This window comes from Pseudomonas syringae (assembly GCF_021606685.1).
GTDB classification, from domain to species: Bacteria; Pseudomonadota; Gammaproteobacteria; order Pseudomonadales; family Pseudomonadaceae; genus Aquipseudomonas; species Aquipseudomonas syringae_R.
The window spans coordinates 171,753-191,810 of the sequence record NZ_WKCB01000001.1 but is presented as its reverse complement, the minus strand read 5'-3'; the positions used below and the strand labels follow the sequence as shown (position 1 = coordinate 191,810).

The 20,058-nt window shown below is 60.9% G+C and carries 13 protein-coding genes; 7 read left to right on the top strand and 6 right to left on the bottom strand.

The window, feature by feature from the left end; genetic code table 11:
- Nucleotides 1-81 precede the first annotated feature (81 nt).
- The 4 genes from GIW02_RS00810 to xylA all read right to left on the bottom strand — a co-directional run bounded on the left by GIW02_RS00810 (nucleotide 82) and on the right by xylA (nucleotide 5,429).
- Nucleotides 82-1,218: a sugar ABC transporter permease gene (locus GIW02_RS00810; RefSeq protein WP_101268673.1), complete on the bottom strand. Its 1,137-nt coding sequence runs from the start codon at nucleotides 1,216-1,218 to the stop codon at nucleotides 82-84.
- Complete coding sequence (gene xylG / locus GIW02_RS00805) at nucleotides 1,219-2,763, bottom strand: D-xylose ABC transporter ATP-binding protein (protein ID WP_236414381.1); 1,545 nt, start codon at nucleotides 2,761-2,763, stop codon at nucleotides 1,219-1,221.
- A 5-nt stretch (nucleotides 2,764-2,768) separates the two neighbouring features.
- Nucleotides 2,769-3,770, bottom strand: coding sequence for a D-xylose ABC transporter substrate-binding protein (gene xylF, locus GIW02_RS00800; protein ID WP_236414379.1), 1,002 nt, complete (start codon nucleotides 3,768-3,770; stop codon nucleotides 2,769-2,771).
- Nucleotides 3,771-4,112: 342 nt separating this feature from the next.
- The gene (gene xylA, locus GIW02_RS00795) at nucleotides 4,113-5,429 is read right to left on the bottom strand and encodes a xylose isomerase (protein ID WP_236414378.1); all 1,317 of its coding nucleotides are present in this window, start codon (nucleotides 5,427-5,429) and stop codon (nucleotides 4,113-4,115) included.
- 139 nt (nucleotides 5,430-5,568) lie between these two features.
- Here xylA and GIW02_RS00790 point away from each other — a divergent pair, with 139 nt between their 5' ends.
- Nucleotides 5,569-6,753, top strand: coding sequence for a XylR family transcriptional regulator (locus GIW02_RS00790; protein WP_236414377.1), 1,185 nt, complete (start codon nucleotides 5,569-5,571; stop codon nucleotides 6,751-6,753).
- Between the two features lie 136 nt (nucleotides 6,754-6,889).
- Here GIW02_RS00790 and GIW02_RS00785 read toward each other — a convergent pair whose 3' ends face one another.
- Together GIW02_RS00785 and GIW02_RS00780 are read right to left on the bottom strand one after the other, a co-directional pair.
- The gene (locus tag GIW02_RS00785; RefSeq protein ID WP_236421750.1) at nucleotides 6,890-8,155 is read right to left on the bottom strand and encodes a carbohydrate porin; all 1,266 of its coding nucleotides are present in this window, start codon (nucleotides 8,153-8,155) and stop codon (nucleotides 6,890-6,892) included.
- Between the two features lie 58 nt (nucleotides 8,156-8,213).
- Nucleotides 8,214-10,622 (bottom strand): glucose/quinate/shikimate family membrane-bound PQQ-dependent dehydrogenase, encoded by a 2,409-nt coding sequence (locus GIW02_RS00780; protein WP_236418518.1) that lies wholly within the window; start codon nucleotides 10,620-10,622, stop codon nucleotides 8,214-8,216.
- Nucleotides 10,623-11,063: 441 nt separating this feature from the next.
- On the opposite strand from GIW02_RS00780, the gene GIW02_RS00775 reads away from it, so the two are divergent.
- The 6 genes from GIW02_RS00775 to GIW02_RS00750 all read left to right on the top strand — a co-directional run bounded on the left by GIW02_RS00775 (nucleotide 11,064) and on the right by GIW02_RS00750 (nucleotide 19,961).
- Nucleotides 11,064-13,904: an ATP-binding protein gene (locus GIW02_RS00775; protein ID WP_236418519.1), complete on the top strand. Its 2,841-nt coding sequence runs from the start codon at nucleotides 11,064-11,066 to the stop codon at nucleotides 13,902-13,904.
- A gap of 48 nt (nucleotides 13,905-13,952) precedes the next feature.
- Nucleotides 13,953-14,591 (top strand): response regulator transcription factor, encoded by a 639-nt coding sequence (locus GIW02_RS00770; protein ID WP_236418520.1) that lies wholly within the window; start codon nucleotides 13,953-13,955, stop codon nucleotides 14,589-14,591.
- A gap of 368 nt (nucleotides 14,592-14,959) precedes the next feature.
- Entirely contained in the window at nucleotides 14,960-15,517 is a 558-nt protein-coding gene (locus GIW02_RS00765; protein WP_236418521.1) for a fimbrial protein, read from the top strand.
- A 92-nt stretch (nucleotides 15,518-15,609) separates the two neighbouring features.
- The gene (locus tag GIW02_RS00760; protein WP_236418523.1) at nucleotides 15,610-16,305 is read left to right on the top strand and encodes a fimbrial biogenesis chaperone; all 696 of its coding nucleotides are present in this window, start codon (nucleotides 15,610-15,612) and stop codon (nucleotides 16,303-16,305) included.
- A 120-nt stretch (nucleotides 16,306-16,425) separates the two neighbouring features.
- Complete coding sequence (locus GIW02_RS00755) at nucleotides 16,426-18,930, top strand: fimbria/pilus outer membrane usher protein (RefSeq protein ID WP_236421749.1); 2,505 nt, start codon at nucleotides 16,426-16,428, stop codon at nucleotides 18,928-18,930.
- The gene (locus GIW02_RS00750; RefSeq protein WP_236411687.1) at nucleotides 18,927-19,961 is read left to right on the top strand and encodes a fimbrial protein; all 1,035 of its coding nucleotides are present in this window, start codon (nucleotides 18,927-18,929) and stop codon (nucleotides 19,959-19,961) included. The genes GIW02_RS00755 and GIW02_RS00750 overlap by 4 nt, the downstream gene beginning before the upstream one ends.
- The last annotated feature ends 97 nt before the right edge of the window (nucleotides 19,962-20,058 follow it).

Genomic DNA, 20,058 nt, shown 5'->3' with positions numbered 1-20,058 from the left:
AAGCTCCCTCGCCACACGTACAGTGTTCACGCTTGATTGGTCGGCATTATTCATTCGCGTGGCTTTTTGCGTTGGCAGGTTTCAGCGCCGCCCAGCCCGCGTGCTCACATCCACCCACACCGCCAGCACCAGAATGCTGCCCTTGACGATCATCTGCCAGTAGCTGTCCACATCCAGCATCGACATGCCGTTGTCCAGACTGGTAATCACCAACGCCCCGAGCAACGCGCCATACACCGTGCCCGAGCCGCCGCGCATGGAGGTACCGCCGATAAAACATGCGGCGATGGCATCCAGTTCGCCCATATTGCCCGCCGACGGTGAACCCGCCGCGAGGCGCGCGGTGTTGACCAGGCCGGCGAGGGCGCACATCACGCCCATGATGCCAAAGATCCACAGTTTCACCGCCTGCACGTTGATGCCCGACAGGCGTGTGGCTTCCATATTGCTGCCCACCGCGTACACGCGACGGCCGAACACGGTCTGGCTGGTGACGTAGCTGAACACCCCGAGCAACACCAGCAACAGCAGCACCGGCACGGGGATGCCGTCATAGCTGTTGAGGGTGGTGACGAACCCGGCCAGCACCGCGCCAATCAGCGCCACGCGCAGCACATCACGCACCAGCGAATGCGCGGCCAAGCCATGCAGGGCGCGGTTGCGCCGTTGTTTCCAGGTCAGGAACAGGGTCAGGGCAAACAGCAACACCCCAAGGCCAATGCCCACCGAATGCGGCAAATACCCCTGGCCCACATACACCAGCGACGGCGACACCGGCGCGATGGTGGTGCCGCCGGTAATCCCCAGCAGAATCCCGCGAAACGCCAGCATGCCGCCCAGGCCGACAATGAACGAGGGGATGCGCAGGTAGGCGGTCATGTAGCCGTTGGCCAGGCCGATCATCAACCCGGCCAGCGCTACCAGGCTGAGGTTGGCCAGCAGCGGAATGTGATAAACCACATCCAGAATCGCCGCCAGCCCACCCAGCAAGCCGAGCATCGAGCCCACCGACAGGTCGATCTCGCCGCTGATGATCACCAGTACCATGCCGCAGGCCAATATCCCGGTGATCGACATTTGCCGCAGCAGGTTGGACAGGTTGCGTGGCGTCAGGAACCCACCCTCGGTCTGCCAACTGAAGAACAGCCAGATCACCGCCACCGCGATCACCAGGGCGAGCATTTTGTAGCGGGTAAAAAGGTGTTTGACCTGATTCATCTACGCGGTCTTCCGATTGTTATTGTTTTGGCTGAGCGCGGCGGCGAGCACCTGTTCCTGGGTGAGCCCTTGATTGATGAAATCACCGCGCAGCTGGCCGTCGCCAATCACCAGCACACGGTTGGATACGCCAAGCACCTCGGCCAGCTCCGACGAGACCATGATGATCGCCACGCCCTCGGCGGCCAGCGCGCCCATCAACTTGTAGATCTCGTACTTGGCGCCCACATCCACACCGCGCGTGGGCTCATCGAGGATCAGCACCTTGGGCTTGGCCATCAGCATTTTCGCCAGCACGGCCTTTTGCTGATTGCCGCCGGACAGGCTGGTGATCGGCAAAAACGGGCTGGCGGTTTTCAGGTGCATGCGCGCGATCTGCTGGTCGATGCTGCCCAGCTCGGCTTCGGCGTCGATGCGGGTCATGTGCGCGTAGGTGTCGAGCACCGCCAGGGTGATGTTCTGGCCCACCCCCAGGTCGGGAATGATGCCCTGGCGCTTGCGGTCTTCTGGCACCATGCACAGCCCGGCGCGGATCGATTTGAGCGGCGTGCGCGTGTCGATTACCTGGCCGTCCAGCCACACTTCGCAGCTGTAGCGGCCGGGGTAGGCGCCAAACAGCGCCGACACCAGCTCCGTGCGCCCGGCGCCCACCAAGCCGGCGATGCCGAGGATTTCCCCGCGCTTGAGCACAAAGGAAATATCGTCCACGCGCTTGCGCTTGGGGTTGTCGACGTCGTAGCAGGTGACGTTGCGCGCCTCGAAAATCACCTCGCCGACCGCATGCGGCTCGGTGGGGTAGAGGTTGCTCATCTCGCGGCCGACCATCTGCGTGATGATCTGCGCGATGTCCATATCGGCCATGGCCGTGGTTGCGATGTGTTTGCCATCGCGGATCACCGCAATGGTGTCGCACACCGCCGCCACCTCATCGAGCTTGTGCGAGATGTACACGCAGGCCACGCCCTTGGACTTGAGGCCCTGGATGATGTCGAGCAGCACCTCGATTTCCGAACGGGTCAGGGCCGAGGAGGGCTCGTCGAGAATCAGCAGGCGCGCTTTTTTATTCAGCGCCTTGGCGATTTCCACCAGTTGCTGGTAACCGCCGCCGTACTGCGACACCGGCAGCGCCACGTTCATGTCCGGCACCTTGAGTTCACGCATCAAGGCTTCGGCACGGTGCAGCATCGCCGGGTAGTTCATGCGACCGCCCGGTAACGTCAGCTCGTGGCCCATGAAAATGTTTTCGGCCACCGACAGGTCAGGCACCAGCGTCAACTCCTGGTGGATGATGACGATGCCGGCCGCCTCGGTTTCACTGATGGACTGGGCCTTCAGTGGCTGGCCGTCCCAGAGGATTTCGCCCTCCCAGGTGCCGTACGGATAAACCGCCGACAGCACCTTCATCAAGGTGGATTTGCCGGCACCATTTTCACCGCACAGGCCCACGCACTCACCGGGCCGCACCTTGATGTCGATGCCGTTGAGGGCGTTGACACCGCCAAAGCTTTTGACGATGCCGTTCATTTGCAGCAGGTAATCGGCCATGACGGTCACTGCCCGGCAATCTGCTCTTTGGTATAGAAGCCGTCCTTCTCCAACAGGTCGATATTGGCCTTGGTCAACGGGGTAGGGGTGAGCAGGATGGTGTCGACTTTTTTGCTGCCGTTATCGTATTGCGAGCTGTAGGTGGGCTTCTCGTTACGCGCCAGTTGCACCGAGAGCTTGGCCGCTTCCGAGGCGATCAGCTTGAGCGGCTTGTACACGGTCATGGTCTGAGTGCCGTCGATCACGCGCTTGATCGCGGCAAGGTCGGCGTCTTGCCCCGAGATAGGCACCTTGCCCGCCAGTTTCTGCGCGGCCAGGGCCTGGATCGCGCCGCCGGCGGTGGCGTCGTTGGAGGCGACGATCGCGTCGATCTTGTTGTTGTTCCGGGTCAGGGCGTTTTCGACGATGCTCAGGGCTTCGGTCGGGTTCCATTCCTTGACCCATTGCTGGCCGACAATCTTGATATCGCCCTTGTCGATGGCTGGTTGCAGCACTTTCATCTGGCCTTCGCGCAGCACCTTGGCGTTGTTGTCGGTGGGCGCGCCGCCAAGCAGGAAGTAGTTGCCCTTGGGCGCCGCTTGCAGCACGCCACTGGCCTGCATTTCGCCGACTTTTTCATTATCGAAGGAGATGTAGGCGTCGATGTCCGCGTTGAGAATCAGGCGGTCGTAGGACACCACCTTGATCCCGGCCTTCTTCGCTTCGGCAACGGCGTTGGTCAGCACGGTGGCGTTGAACGGCACGATCACGATCACGTCGACGCCGCGGGAAATGAGGTTTTCGATCTGCGAAATCTGCTTTTGCTCGTTGGCATCGGCCGACTGCACAAAGACCTTGGCATCGAGTTTCTCTGCCGCTGCGACGAAGTAGTCGCGGTCGCGGGACCAGCGCTCCAGACGCAGGTCGTCGATGGAGAAACCGATTTTCGGGTGGGCGGAATCGGCCATCACTGGCAGGGCGAGCAGGGCCAGGGCACTGGCGAGCAGGGTACGTGTGAATGCTTTCATGGTGGTGCGTCCTTTTATTGTTGTTGGAAAGACACAGCGTGGTGCGGGTAGAACTGTAGAGCGTGTTTCGACGTGCGGTGCATAGATTTGTCGTGCAAATGTCACAGGTTTTTGTAGCAAGTGGGTCTCCTCGGGCGAGCAGGCTTATGTGGCGAGCGGGCTTGTTGTGGCGAGCGGGCTTGCCCGCGTTGGGCTGCGAAGCAGCCCCAAAACCAGGCGACGCGGTCTATCAGGTAAAACGCGTTGCCGGTTACAGGGGCCGCTTCGCGCCCCAACGCGGGCAAGCCCGCTCGCCACAAAGAGCTCATTTGCCACAAAACCCACTTGCCACGGGTCAACCACTCAGCCGTAGATATACCGGTTGACCATACCTTCAAGCATCTCCTGCCGCCCACTCACGGCCTGCGGGTTCAGCTCGTTGGCAAACGCGTGTTCGGCCAGTGACTCCAGGCTGAACTCACCGGCCAGCACGGCCTGGCCCAGCGGCTGTTGCCAACCGGCATAGCGCTGGTCCTTGAACTGCTGCAGGCGGTCGTTCTGCACCATGGCGGCCGCGCGTTCCAGCGCCAGGGCGAGGGTATCCATGGCGGCGACGTGGCCGTGGAACAGGTCGATATCGTCCAGGCTCTGGCGGCGCACTTTGGAGTCGAAGTTGTAGCCGCCGTTCTTGAAGCCGCCCGCCTTGAGGATTTCATAGGTGGCGAGGGTCATTTCCTCGACGCTGTTGGGGAACTGGTCGGTGTCCCAGCCGTTCTGCGGGTCGCCGCGGTTGGCGTCGATGCTGCCGAAGATCCCGAGGGACACGGCGGTGGCAATCTCATGGTGAAAACTGTGCCCGGCCAGGGTCGCGTGGTTGGCCTCGATATTCACTTTGATCTCGTGCTCCAGGCCGTATTCATGCAGGAAGCCGAACACCGTGGCGCTGTCGTAATCGTACTGGTGCTTGGTCGGTTCCTGAGGCTTGGGCTCGATCAGCAGGTCGCCCTTGAAGCCGATCTTGTGCTTGTGCTCCACCACCATGCGCATAAAGCGCCCGAGCTGTTCGCGCTCGCGCTTGAGGTCGGTATTGAGCAGGGTTTCATAGCCTTCGCGGCCGCCCCACAGCACATAGTTGGAACCCTTGAGGCGCAGGGTCGCGTTCATCGCGCTGAACACCTGCGCGGCGGCGTAGGCAAACACCTGCGGGTCGGGGTTGCTGGCGGCGCCAGCGGCAAAGCGCGGGTTGCTGAAGCAGTTGGCGGTGCCCCACAGCAGTTTGATACCGGTCTGTTCTTGATGACGTTCCAGGTGGTCGACCATCTGCGCAAAGTGGTTGCGGTACTCCTTGAGCGAGCTGCCTTCGGGGGCCACGTCGGTGTCGTGAAAGCTGTAGTAGTCGATGCCCAGCTTGGAGAAAAACTCAAAGGCGGCGTCCGCCTTGCCGATGGCCAACTCCATCGGGTCGCCGCTGCGCTGCCAGGGGCGCCTGAACGTGCCCACGCCAAACATGTCTGCGCCGGGCCAGACGAAGGTGTGCCAATAGCAGGCCGCCATTCGCAGGTGTTCGCGCATGGGTTTGCCGAGGATCAGTTTGTTGGCGTCGTAATGGCGAAAGGCGAGGGGGGAATCGCTGCTGGGGCCTTCAAAGCGAACCTTCTCGACACCGGGGAAGTACGGCATGGCGTTTTCCTTATTGTTCTTGGCGGTGTCTGGATACTAGCAACGGCACCCGGCCTGCCGATTATGAAAATCACCAAGGTGTAGTGCGATTTTGAGTGGCGGGGTCTACCCTGTGGCGACCGGCCTCAGGATAAAAACAATGAAAACCCTACCGCCTGTTCATCGCATCGCGCTGTTGTTCAACGGCAGCAAGATCTACGACCGGGGCATCATCACTGGCATCGGCAACTACCTGAGCAGCACCCGCGTGTCCTGGGACCTGTTCCTGGAAGAAGATTTTCTGTGCCGCCTGCGAGGCATCGAGCGCTGGCAGGGTGACGGGATCATTGCCGACTTCGATGACCCGCTGATCGGTGAAGCGCTGGCCGATAGCACGCTGCCGGTGGTGGCGGTGGGCGGCTCCTACCAGGATGCGCGCGCCTACCCCAAGGGCATTCCTTATGTGGCCACCGACAACCATGCATTGATAAAACTGGCCTACGAACACCTGATCGAGGCTGGGCTGACGCGTTTTGCCTGCTTCAGCCTGCCCGTCGCCCAGGCCAACCGCTGGGCCCAGGAGCGCGAACAGGCCTTTCGGCGGTTGATGCACCGCGACGGTTTGCCGGTGGAGGTCTATCGCGGCCTGGGCACCAGCGCACCGCTGTGGGACAGCGCGGTGGAACAGCAGATCGCCTGGCTGCAAGCCTTGCCCAAGCCCATCGGCATCATCGCCGTGACCGACGCGCGCGCCCGGCAATTGCTGCAAGCCTGCCTCACCGCCGGCATCGCCGTACCGGAGCAGGTGGCGTTGATCGGCATCGACAACGACCCGCTGACGCGGACCCTTACGCGGGTGCCGCTGAGCTCAGTGATTCAGGGCACGGAAACCATGGGGCGCACGGCGGCGGCCTTGTTGCACCAGATGCTGCACGGCAAACCCTGCACCGGCACGCAGATTCTGGTGCCGCCGGATGCGATCAATGTGCAAGCCTCCAGCCTGCATCAACCTTTGGGCAACCCGTATGTGATGCAGGCACTGTTGTTTATCCGCCAGTACGCCTGCCAGGGCATCAAGACCGCGCAGGTGGCGGCCTATGTCGGTGTGTCGCGTTCATCCCTGGAAGCGCACTTTCGCAAGGCGCGCGGCTGCAGCGTGCATGATGAGATCCTGCGCTTCAAACTGGCCGCCGCCGCCAAGGGCCTGGAAAGCCAGGGCCTGGCGATTGCCGATATTGCGCAGCAGTGCGGTTTCAAGTCGGCGCAGTACCTGCATACGGTGTTTCGCAGAGAGTTTGGGTGTACGCCGAGGGAGTATCAGCAGGGTACCCTGGCATCGCTGTAACTCAAGACCAGTGGGGACCCAAATGTGGGAGGGGGCTTGCCCCCGATAGCGGTGGGTCAGCCAACAATTATTTAGCTGACCCACCGCTATCGGGAGCAAGCCCCCTCCCACATTTTTATCTACTGTGTTCAGGGGATTAGAACACTGCCTTGACTTGCAGCCCCAACACCAGCGCATTGTCGATGTTGTCGCCGGAAAACGCCCCCGGCTCGATGATGTATTGCACATCCGGGCGCAGGGTCAGCCACGGCGTGGCCTGGTAGCCGTAGCTCAGTTCGAGCAACTGCTCGGCGTTGTTCAGGTTGGGATAATCGTTCCCGGCGTTGAAGGCTGCCTGCTCCTGCACCTCGCGGCTGCGCGGGTTCGGCACGGCGCGGCCATAGCCCAGGGCGAGGGTGTCGCGTGGTCGACCTTCGAACGGCTTGTACAGCACCACGCCAGCGCCATACCACTTGCTGAACGGCGAAGCCGCTTCGCTGGCGGCGGAGTATTGGCCGAAAGCGTGCAGCACGCGGCCGGCGGATGAATCGGAAGCCCACACTGCCTGGTCGATCAGCAGGTAGTGGCCGCCGCGCCCGCTGACCTTTTTATCGCTGCCGATGCGTTTGACATCGGAGCTGTCGTAGTAATAACCCAGCTTGTATTCACCCGGCAGCGTGCCGGCGTGTTTGTAGATCAGCTCGATGGGCACTACGGTGCCGGTGGTGTGCTTGGGCCCCAGATGCCAGGCGCGGCTGGAGTCGCCGTTGCTGTCCGGGTCCACGTTGAAGGCGGCGACGCGCAGTTGCCACGACGGTGAAAAATCGTATTTCACCCGCGCGCCCAGGCGCGCATTCGGGTAGTTGGTCCAGCCGCTGCCGCCGGACATGTTCAGCGGGTGCCCGCAGAAACCGGCGTTCATGAAGTTGCACAGGATGCCGCTGTCCAGGCCGCCGAGGTCATTGCCCATGGCCATGTAGCCGAGCTTGAGGTTCAGCGCGGGGGTGAACAGCGTGCGCTCGTAACTCAACTCGGTGAGACGGGTGTAGAGGCCGCCGTAGTTTTCCTGGATCGGCAGGCGGTTGCCCACCAGGTCCTCGGAGGCGCTGTTGCCGCGTCGGTCGTTGATGGTCAACTGGACGCGGTCGCCATTGTTCCAGCCGTACAGCTTGCCCAGGTCGAACTGCACGCCGAGCTTGAGGTTTTGCGAGTAGCGCGCCGAGCGGTGCTGGCCGCCGTGGGCGTTGTAAGCGGTTTCGCCGCTGTAGTCGCCGGTAAAGCGGATGCCTTGCGCGTCGAGTTCACGGCGCAGGCCGCCCCAGTCGCCGGTCATTGTGGTGTCGTCGGCGTGAACGGGCAGGGCGGCGCCCAAGGCCAGGCCGAACAAAAGGCGCCCAAGGGAACGTTGAGAAGAGGGGGTCATGCGGGTTTTTCCAAAGCAGAAGGCGCGGTGCCGGGGGGGCACCGCGCTTAACGGGGGGTTATGGCAATGCGTAGGCGATCACGTAGTCGCCACGGTCGGTGGACTGGCGTGCACCGCCGGCGGTAATCACGACGTACTGCTTGCCGGTTTTCGGCGACACGTAGGTCATCGGGCCACCCTGGCTGCCGACGGGCAGGCGGGCTTTCCAGATTTCATCACCGTTGGCGCTGTTGAAGGCGCGCAGGTAGAAGTCCTGGGTGCCGGCAATAAAGATCAGACCGCCCTGGGTCGACAGGGTACCGCCGAGGGTCGGCAGGCCGATCTTGATCGGCAGGTGCATGCGGATGCCCAGCGGGCCGGTGTCTTCAACCGTGCCGACCGGCACTTGCCAGGCGACTTTCTGGGTTTTCATGTCGATGGCGGTCAGGGTGCCGAACGGCGGCGCCTGGCACGGAATGCCGGCCACCGACAGGAAGCGGTTTTTGTTCACCGCATACGGCGTGCCTTTGAGCGGTACGGCGCCCATGCCGGTGTTCAGCGCTTCACCACCGGAGGAAGCCTGGGCATTTTTCTGCGCGGGCACCATCTGGATCCACAGGCCCAGGCGCATGTCGTTGACGAAGATAAAACCGTGCACCGGGTCGGTGGAAATGCTGCCCCAGTTCATGCCGCCCAGGGAACCCGGGAAACTCAGGGATTTGTCGGTGCCCGGCGCGGTGTACAGGCCGTCGTAGCGCATGCCCTTGAAGTCGATGCGGCACAGCAGCTGGTCGTACGGGGTGGCGCCCCACATGTCCGACTCGGTCAGGGTTTGCGCGCCGATCTGCGGCATGCCTACCGATTTGGGCTGGGTCGGCGAGTAAGGTTCGTTAGGGATGTTGGCGGCTTTGACCGGTACGTCCTTGACCTCGGTCAGCGGCTTGCCGGTCGCGCGGTCGAGCACATAGATCTGCCCGGCCTTGGTGCCGATCACCACGGCGGGTACGGCCTTGTCGCTGCCCGGCGGGGTGAAGTCGATCAGGCTTGGCTGCATCGGCAGGTCGAAGTCCCACAGGTCGTTGTGGACGGTCTGGTACACCCACTTTTCAGCACCGGTGGAGGCGTCCAGCGCCAGCACCGAAGCGCCGTATTTGTGGTTCAGCTCGGTGCGTTCCACGCCGTAGATGTCGGTGGATGAGCTGCCTATCGGCAGGAAGACGGTGTTCATCAGCGGGTCGTAGGACATCGGCGCCCAGCTGTTCGGGGTGCTGCGCACGTAGGTCTTGTCGCCGGTTGGGGCTTGTTTGTCCTCGGGGTTGCCCGGGTCGAAGGCCCAGCGCATCTGGCCGGTGATCACGTCGAAACCACGGATCACGCCGCCCGGCATGTCGGTTTGCACGTTATCCGCCACGCGGCCGCCGACCACGACGGTGCTGCCAGCCATCAAAGGCGCCGAGGACAGTTGGTAGTAGCTGTCGGGCACATTGCCCAGGCCGGCTTTCAAATCCACCTGGCCATGGGTGCCGAAGTCTTCGCAGAACTTGCCGGTGTCGGCGTCCACCGCGATCAGGCGTGCATCAATCGTATTGGTCAACAGGCGACGCTGGCACTGCGCGCCGGCAGGCACGCTGGCTGCAATGATCGGCGAGCTGTTCGGCTGGGTTGGCTGGGCGATCGGCGCGGTGGCGTCGAAGTAGGCCATGCCACGGCAACGCTGCCAGACCGCCGACTTGGCATTGACCTCGTTCTTCCACAGCTCTTTGCCGGTGTCGGCGTCCAGGGCGATCAGGTTGTTGTGCGGCGTGCAGATAAACACTTTGTTGCCGATCTGCAGCGGAGTCAGCTGGTCTTCGGCGCCGTTGCCGTCGCTGATGGCCACGTCACCGGTATGGTAGGTCCACGCCACTTTGAGTTTGTCGATGTTGTCGCGGTTGATCTGGTCCAGCGCAGCGAAGCGGCTGCCACCTTCGGTGTTGCCGTAGTGAGCCCAGTCTTTCTGCGCATCGGCCGCAGCCACCGGCGTGATGCCAGGGCCGGCACCGGTCGGTGCCACGCTTGGGTGCGCGACGAACATATTGCCTGCCGCCACTGCCACGCCCACTGCCAATACCGCCGCCACGCCATAGGCGCCGCGTGCAGGCCGGTTGACGAGCAATGGGTAAACCAGTGCCACCACCATGCCGATGGCCGCGAACATGAACACGCGGGAGAACAAGGGCCAGAACACCAGGCCCACGTCCGCCACCGCCCAGATGGCCGTGCCGACCAGGAAGGCCGCGAACAGCCACGCGCCCGCCGGGTTGCGCCGCGCAATCAACAGGCCGGACACCAGCATGGCCACGCCGCCGATCAGGAAGTACCACGACCCGCCCAGGCTGATCAGTTTGGCGCCACCGACGGCAAGCGCGAGGCCGAGCAGGGCGATGATAACGCCCAGGCCCAGGAGTAAGAATCTAGAGACGCCAGTGGCGCGCGATGCTCGTTTCATATCGAAAAGACTCGAGTGAGAGAGGGCAAAGACGCGATTTTAGCAAGATAAGTAACTGGTTAGTACATTAGAGTCCTGCAATAGACTATTACAGGTGCTGCGATGATGGAGTGTTGCTAAATGTCGCCCAGAGTGTGATGGCATCGCACCCTACTGCTGCACGCGTCTGATAAAAACTCTAGACGGCTTTTTTGCCTTGGGGATTTTTTTCGCGCCTGCACCGATCAAGCTCCCAAGGCCAAAGATAGCTAGAGGGTTGCTTGCTTTAGGGGGGTATCTCGCAACACCAAGCACGAGCGCAACAACATTACGTCGGTCAACCCCAGGTAATCGAAGGCTTTTTGACCTGGGTCAAGATCGTCACCATGGTGCTCTGGTAAAAACGCTCCCCCTTTTTCCTGATGTGGCGTGTGCCGGCTTTCGAGACCGGACCATGAGCCTATGCCCGAACACAACTACAGCCTGATCCGCCATCTCGCCAACACCTCCCTGCGCCTGAACAAGGTGTTGATCTGTGCGATCTTCCTTAACCTGCTGATGCTGGCCGCCTGCTATTGGGCGTTGAGCAAAGTGGTAGGTGAAGAGCGCAATAAGGTGAGGCTTCATTTCAACCGACTGATTGGCGACATCCGTCAGCACGAAGACTTCATTACGCGGGTTGCGCGACACGGCAACCAGGCCGCGCAGCAGCCACCGGCGTCGGGCATCACCGCGCAACATCACGTGCTGATCGATGAGCCGGGCGTGCGCATTTTCGAGGGCGCTCAGTTTGCGTCGTCGATGCCCTTCACCCTGGCGCAACGGCAGGGCACCACAGGCCCGCACCCGGGCAATTTCGTGCTGGGGGTGATCCTGGCGGATTTCTACAGCCACTTCTGGAGTACCTCGATCTACCCGTCACCCCAAGTGTTCGTGCTCGGGGCACTGGGTAAAACCAGCATGGCCGTTCCGGCAGTCGGCCGGTTTGCGGGGCGCCGGTTGCTGACCCAGGACAACTACCTGGCGACGGTCGAGAGGATTCACGTCGCGTTGCAAACCCAAGCACCAGCTGGCCAAGAAGACGGTGTGCGTTGGGCGCCGGCGCAGCACTACATTGCCGATGAATCCCGAGCACTGCTCGGGTACTTGGCGTTCAAACTGCCTGACGCGCTCTGGTGGACGCCAAAACGGCAGATCATCGCCGTGACGATGTTGGACCTGGAGCGTATCAACGACCCTGAGCAACTGTTCGAGCGCCCGATCTATGACCGCTTGCAATTGCTGTCGCCCCGGGGTGACTCGTTGATTGACACGGTCGGTTCGGTGGACGGCTACCGGTCAGGCCTGAACTTCTCTGCCCAGGGGCTGGTATTCAAGATGGGAGGCGCCGACACCGGCGGTTGGGTCGCGTTATATGAACTGACCTATCAAGGCTTTTTCGGCTACGCCAAGTGGCAGTTACTCGGCGGCGCGGGCTTGCTGCTCGCCAGCCTTTTGGGCAGTTGGGCAGCCATCCGCGGGTACTCGCGCAAAGTTATTTCGCCGGCACGCCAGGCACATCTGGAGATCGTCGAAAGCGATACCTTCAGTCGCACGGTGATCCAGACCGCTCCTGTGGCACTGTGTGTATTGAGGCGCGACGACCGTCACCTGATCATGCAAAACCCGCTGGCCGAACGCTTGCTGGGGGATACCCAGGCCATTACTCAGTTGAGCGAACACTGGCGGCTCAACCCCGACCCGGCCCAGCCCGATGGTGACGTGATCTTCCAAAGCCGCTATGGCAACACGCTGCACGGAAGTTTCGCTTCTGCGCGCTATCGCGGTGAAGAGGTGGTGCTCTGTGCGTTCAACGACATCAGCGCGCACAAGGAAGTCGAGCAGCGACTGGCGCAAGCCAGTGCGGCCAAATCGCGCTTCCTGGCAACAATCAGCCATGAGATCCGAACGCCCCTGTATGGTGCCCTCGGTACTCTGGAGTTGCTGGGGCTCACCGAGCTGACCGACCAGCAAAGTAACTACCTGCATATCATCGAGCGTTCCTCCACCACGCTATTACAGTTGGTCAGCGATGTGCTGGACGTGTCCAAGATCGAAGCCGGGGAGATGGTGCTGGAGCCGGCCGAATTCTGCCCGCTGGCGCTGGCCGATGACGTGGTCGCCGAGTACATCGGTACCGCCCAGGGCAAGCAGTTGCAGTTGGCGGTGGACGTCGATGGTGACGTGCCGGGTGTGGTGCTGGGAGATGCGCGGCGTATTCGGCAGATACTCACCAACCTGCTCTGCAACGCGCTCAAGTTCACCGAGCAGGGCAGTGTAACGTTGCACTTGACCGCTGAGGTCTGCAACGGCTTGGCGACCCTTCACTGGCAGGTCACAGACACCGGCATGGGCATCGCGGCCGACCAGCAGGCCCATCTGTTCGAACCGTTCTACCAGGCGCATCGGCATGCCCACACCGTTGCCGGCACCGGCCTGGGCCTGTCGATCTGCGCGCAACTTGCCCAACTGATGGGTGGCCGGTTGACCGTTGCCAGCGACATCGGCGTGGGCAGCTGTTTCACGTTGAGCGTCGGCCTTGCGTTGGCACAGGGCGATGCGCCGATCGCCCCGCCAGCCGCACAGGCCCAGCGACCAGGCAAGTTGGGCTTGAACCTGTTGGTGGCCGAAGACAACCCCATCAACCAGCAATTGCTCAAGGAACAGCTTGAGCAACTCGGCTGCCGAGTGACCCTGGCAAGCGATGGCCGGGAAGCCCTGGCGCACTGGACGCCAGCGTTCGATGCGCTGCTGACCGATATCAACATGCCGCAGATGGATGGCTTTGAACTGGTGTATGAACTGCGTCGGCGCGGCGCCAGCCTCCCAGTCATCGCAGTCACCGCGAGCGGCATGCAGGAGGAGACCCAGCAGTTCATCGCGGCCGGCATTGAGAACTGGTTGATTAAACCGGTGAGCCTACGGGATTTGTATGCGGTGCTGCGGCGCTACGCGCGCTGCGGGCAACCACTGGAACTGAAAGCCGCCACTGATCCCATCGCGCTCTCCCCCAGAATGCGCGAGCTGTTCGTGAAGACCCTGCGCGCCGATATGCACGCGCTGCACCAAGCCCGGGAGCAGCGCCAGGCCCCCGTCGTCGTGGAGCTATTGCATCGGTTGCGGGGTGCATTCGCGGCGGTGCAGGCCAAACAGCTCGGGCAGCTGTGCCAGGCATTGGAGCAGCGCCTATTGGCAGGACACGGAACGTCCACAGAGTTCGCAGCCCTTGTCGTCGCTGTCGAGGGCCTGCTGGCGGACCTTTGAAACCGCAGGCCATCCGTTATTCACTGACTGAAACTGGAATGAATCACCATGAAAAAAACCACCGTGTTAATCGCCGACGATCATCCGATTGTCGCGATGGCCGTACAGGACATCATCGAACGCGATGCGCGGTTCGAGGTGGTCGGTGTCGCCAGCGGCCCCAGTCAATTGATCCAGTTGCATCAACAGTTGGCGCCGAACGTGGTCATTGCCGACTACAGCATGCCCGGTGATGAAACCTATGGCGACGGGTTGCAGATGATCGAGTACCTGTGCCGACGGTTCAGCGACACCCGGGTGCTAGTATTCACCATGCTTTCCAACCCGCTGATCGTCGGTAGCCTCTACGACCTGGGCGTATGGGGCGTGATTCCGAAAAGCGGCGACTTCAATGAAATCAACCTGGCGTTGCAGGCCTTGTCCCGAGACCGGAAGTACCAGGCCCCGGCGCGGGCGCTTCCGACCGTCGATAACCAGCTCCACGCTCGGATCGCCCGATTGACGGTGCGTGAGTACGAGGTTTTGCGCCATTTCATCTCTGGCTTGAGTGGGCGTGAGATTGCGGCACTGCTGCATAGAAGCACCAAGACCATCAGCGCGCAAAAAGTGTCAGCCATGCACAAGCTCGGTGTTGATAATGATCAAGCGCTATTGGCTTTTTGCGCTGAAGCCCAGTTGTTTATGTAATGACGGCCACGGTTTTTAGTCGCCGTGGCTGTATTTTCAGTTTGATCCTAAAGACAGTCATCGGCGGCTTACGCATAATAGCGGCCACAGCGTCAGCCAAGTAACGCTTAGGTGTTAGCGCTCAGTATTACTTAGTTTGGTAGTGCTTAATGCTAGACGTACCAGCGCGTCTCGCCTTATCAGGCAACTTATTGATTTGAGGGTGTGCGCACGTAAGTGCCGAGGTCGACGCGTGCCCGAAAAATGACTAAGTCGTTATCTAAGCAGTTCTGATAAGTCACTCACTTATTCAGTGCGACCCTGTGATGCGTGAATGTCCTACTGATGCTGATGTTTCAGCGTGCCCGTTAACTATTGAGAGATGAAGTATGAAAAAACAATTTGTGCTGCCAATGAATGCGGCTGTCTTGAGTCTTTTTGGATTGTTGACGTTGTCCAATAACGCCGGTGCGGCTGAGGCGGGCACCATTACATTCAACGGCAAAGTGACTGACGAAACATGCCAGGTTACCACCGGCACTGCAGGCGACTTCACCGTGGACCTGGCCACCGCCAAAGTCGGTGACCTGGCTCAGGCCGGCGCAACCGCCATGCCGTCCAATTTCCGCATTGCCGTCAACCAGTGCTCGCCGACGGTGACCAATGTGCGTGCGCAGTTTCTCTACGACGCCAGCCTCGTCGATTTGAGCACGGGCCTGCTCAAGAACCAGCTCAGCGGCGCGACGTCCGCCGCCAATGTGGGCTTGCAGCTGTACAACAGCGAAGACAACAGCGTCATCAAGCCAGGTGATGCCGGTGCAGCCAAGAGCTTTACCGTCGCCAACAGCGCAGCCGAGATGGTTTACGGCGTGCAGTACTACGCGACCGGCGTAGCCACCGCAGGCCTGGTCAAGAGCCAGGTCAAATACCAACTGAGCTATAACTGAGAAATACCCTCTGCGCAGCCCGCTGCGCAGAGGGTATTACCCTGACTATGCGGATATTTCGTCTATTGATTGGTGGCCTGCTCATTTACCTGATGAGCATCGATGCCCGGGCCAACATCGTGCTGGGGGGCACCCGGCTTATTTATCCTGGCGGCGAGCGTGAAGTGACGCTGCCTCTGTCGAATAAAGGCGCAACGCCGGCACTTGTGCAGTCCTGGATGGACGATGGGGCTACGGACTCCACGCCGGAGAACAGCACCGCACCGTTTTTGATCATGCCACCGATTACCCGTATTGAGGGTCAGGCGTCCCAGACGTTGCGAATCCTCTACAACGGCACGGCATTGCCGGAAGATCGCGAATCGTTGTTTTGGCTGAATGTACTTGAAATACCGCCGGTTACGCCGGGGTCCAAGGATAAGAACAACTTGCTGGTAGCGATCCAGAGTCGCATCAAGGTTTTTTATCGTCCCGCGAAACTCAGTATGCCGTTGCACGATGCAGCTAAACACTTGAAGTGGAAGTTACTCAATAAGGGTGGCAAGTGGGTATTGCACAGCCGTAATACTTCGGGTCTCTATATTTCTTTCGGCAGTGTCTATGTCGCGCGAGCAGGCAAGGTGTTTAGCAATAAAGACGGTATTTATATGGTTGCTCCTGGCGGCCAGCAGACGTTCGACGTACAGGCCGACACCGCACCGGTATTGCCTGTTAAAGACGGCGAAGTCCAGTTTGATTACATCAATGACTATGGCGCATTGAAAACAGTCAGCTCGGCGGTCGATTAAGTTAATTACCTCCATCGTTAGAAGCCTATGAACCGTTTTGATCGATCGATACTTCGCAGAAAAGTGTTTCTGGCGGGACCGTCATGCTCAATCGTTCGATTCTGGGCAGTGGTGTGCCTGATGTTCAGTGGCGCCGATGAGCACCTGATGGCCGATGAGCTGTCGCTACCGGCAGCCGCTGCCCAAGTGGACTTTCAGGACGCCGAATTCACCCCGTCGTTCCTGGTGGGCAACGCCAAGCGCATGGACGTTTCGCGTTACCAGAAAGGCAACCCGGTGTTGGCCGGGCGTTACGACCTCAACGTTTACATCAATGGCAAACAAGTGACGCGAACCCGAGTTGAATTTGTCGACGGCTCAGACCGCAATATCGCCGAGGCGTGTTTCAGCGCTGCGGCCCTCAAACGCCTGGGCATTGATACCCAGCAATTGCCGACGTTCAACGGTTGCCGCACGCTCAAGGCGCTCATGCCCGATTCTGTGGCTTACGCCGACTTGGGCGAGCAGAAGCTCTACCTGCAAATACCCCAGGCCAGCCTGCGGCGTATCCCCCGTGGCTACGTGGAGCCGGAGTATTGGGACGCCGGTATCACGGCGGCAAAGGTGGACTACAACCTGAACTACTTCAGCACTCAGAATGACCATTACGGCAGCACTGACTCCGCCTATATGGGCCTGCGCAGCGGTTTCAACCTGGGCTTGTGGCAGTTTCGACACAATGCGAACGTCAGCTGGACCAACGGCGCCAAGACCGAGTGGAACCGCCTGTCTACCTACGTGCAGCGGCCGGTGGCGCAATTGAAAAGCCTGGCGACCCTGGGCGAGCTCAATACCAAGGGCGTGGGGTTTGACAGTATCGCCGTGCGTGGGCTGAGCCTGGCGTCGGAGGAACGCATGTTCCCCGACTCGCAGATTGGCTTTGCCCCCACTATTCGCAGTTTTGCCCGCAGCAACGCACGGGTCGAGGTGTGGCAGAACGATATAAAGATTTACCAGACCACGGTCACTCCCGGAAATTTCGTGATCGATGACCTGTACCCCACAGGTTACGGCGGCGACCTTAATGTGCGGGTCACCGAGGCCGATGGCAGCGAACGCCGTTTCGATGTGCCGTATTCGTCGATCACCAACCTGGTGCGGCCAGGACGTGCCAAATACGACCTGGTGGCGGGGCGGCTGTACAACCAGAACCTGGCCGACAATGCCCATCTGGCCCAAGGCACTTTGTTCTATGGATTGAATAATTACCTGACCGGCTATGGCGGCTTTCAGGTCAGTGAGGGGTTCCGCGCAGGGCTGATGGGGCTCGGGATGAACACGCCACTGGGGGCTTTGTCGGTTGACCTGACGCAAGAAACCACGCAGTTGGGTGGCCGTCTCGGCTCGGCATCCGGGCGTAGCGTCAAGGTCGCGTACAGCAAGTTGCTGAGCGAGTCCCGTACCAATTTCACCCTCGCGGCCTACCGCTATTCATCGTCCAGGTACATGACCCTGTCCCAGGCAGTCGACGCGCGTGAACGCGTCAAGACTGCTGGCTATCAGGAGCAGTGGCTGTGGATGGGCAACGAACGTGACCGGTTCGACATCAGTGTCGACCAGCCGGTGGGCACCCTGGGCTCGTTTTTCATGACTGGCAGCACCCGCAAGACCTGGGGCGGTTCGGGGGCTTCCAGCCGCCAGTTCGAAGTGGGGTTCAACGGCAATGCGGGAGATATCAGCTACAGCGTTTCCGCCAGCCGCAATAACGATGAATTCCTGGGGGCACAGACCCAGTACTTCGTGAGCCTCAATATTCCACTGGGCAGCGGTGCCAAGTCGCCAACCCTTAGCAGCCAATACACCGGTGGGCACGGGCAGGGCAGCTCGTTGCGTAACTATTTGAGCGGTGTAGCGGACGATGCCGGGCGCCTGAGCTACGGCATTACCCAGGCCACCGACACCAATACGTCCAGCTCCGGCAGCGTCAATGCCCAATACCGGGGCAACCGCAGCACGGTGCGCGGCGCCTACGAACAGGGCGGCGATTACAAGTCCACCTCCCTGGGCAGTGACGGCAGCCTGGTGGTGCACAGCGGTGGGCTGACGCTGTCACCCAACACCGGCGACACCATTGCCCTCGTGTCTGCGCCGGGCGGCGAGGGCGCGAGCATTGGTGGGTTGTCTGGCCTGGTCATCGATAAAAACGGTTATGGCGTGGTGCCGTACCTGTCGCCCTACCGCATGAACAACGTCAACCTGGACCCCAAAGGCAGCTCGATGGATGTCACCTTCCAAAACACCACCCAACAGGTCGCGCCGTTTGCCGGTGCAGTGGTGCGCGTCAACTTTGAAACCAAGGTCGGGCAGTCGGCGGTCATTCACATCACCAACGCCGCCAGCCTGAACATGCCGTTTGGTGCGCAGGTGCTCGATGATGCGGGCAATGTGGTCGGCGTGGTCGGCCAGGGTAACAACCTGTTTGTGCAGGGCGTCGCAAACGACGGCGCGCTGACCGTCAGCCTGCCGGGCGATGCCCGTTGCAGCGTCGCCTACCGCTTCGCCAAACCCAGTGCCGGTATCAAGGGCCTGTCGCAGACCCAGGCGCCGTGCCTGCTTCGAGAAGGCACTCGCCTGAGCAGTCGATGAACATGACCCGATTGATTTCCATAACGTTGCAACTGCTTGCGTTGCTGCTGGTTCCAACGTCCGCCTTCGCGGTGTGCGGCATGATGCCCAACTACCAGGAGGGTGCCGTGGTGGATATGAACTTCGGTCGCGTCACCGTGCCTTCAGGCACGGCGATAGGCGAAGTGTTCTTCACCCAGGAGTTCCCGATTACCGGCAGCTATTACGCGATCGTGTCCTGCAAACCGGGAGATACCACCCAATGGCGGGTGGTTCAAGGCACCGCGACTTCTATCGCTAATGTCTACACCACCAATATTGCCGGGGTGGGCATGCGCACCAGTTGGGTACCGACAAGGGCCACTTCACCGTTTTACGCCGGTGACAGCACCAGCTGGACGTTAGGCATGCCCAACGTCAGTGGTTCCATCGAGCAGAACAGCGCGGTGGTCAGTGTGACGGGGTCGGTGATCGTTGAACTGATCAAGCTCAGTGAGCCAGTCGGTTCCGGTGCATTGGCGGGCGGTACCTATACCAACAACATCGCGCAACCGGTCTACCCGTTCAACAGCGGGGTGTTCATGACCACGCGCATTGCCGGTGGCGGCGGTGAAATCGTGCCAGAAACCGGCACCTGTTCGATTGGCGATCTCAACGTGGACCTGGCTCCCGTGCCCTTTGGACGCTTTAACGGCCTGGGCTCCACCACCGGCGAAACGCCCTTCACCGTGGGCTTCAACTGCTCCGGCGCCAATGGCGCCGTCACCCTGACGATGGATGCAGACAGGTTCATGCCCGATGGCAGCCTGGGCTTGATCAAGCCCCAGGCCGGGGACAACTACGCGTCATGCGTTGCGCTACAAGTGCTCGATGCCAACACCGGGGTGCCCGCGTTATTGGGCGCAACCAGCGTGGTGGGGGCGGTCGTCAATAACGCCACCAGCTTCAGCCTGCCATATCGGGTGCGTTATTACCAAAGTGCCGGGGGCAGCCACTGCGTCTCCCCAGGGCTCGTAAAAGGTACCGCAACGGTCACCGTGAAATATCAATAACAGCGGTCTCGAAACTTCAGCACAACTGCCTCTTTTGAAGAGCGTGGTGGGGTTACCTGTTGCTGAACGTTTGGGCATTGGATAACAACTCACTTCA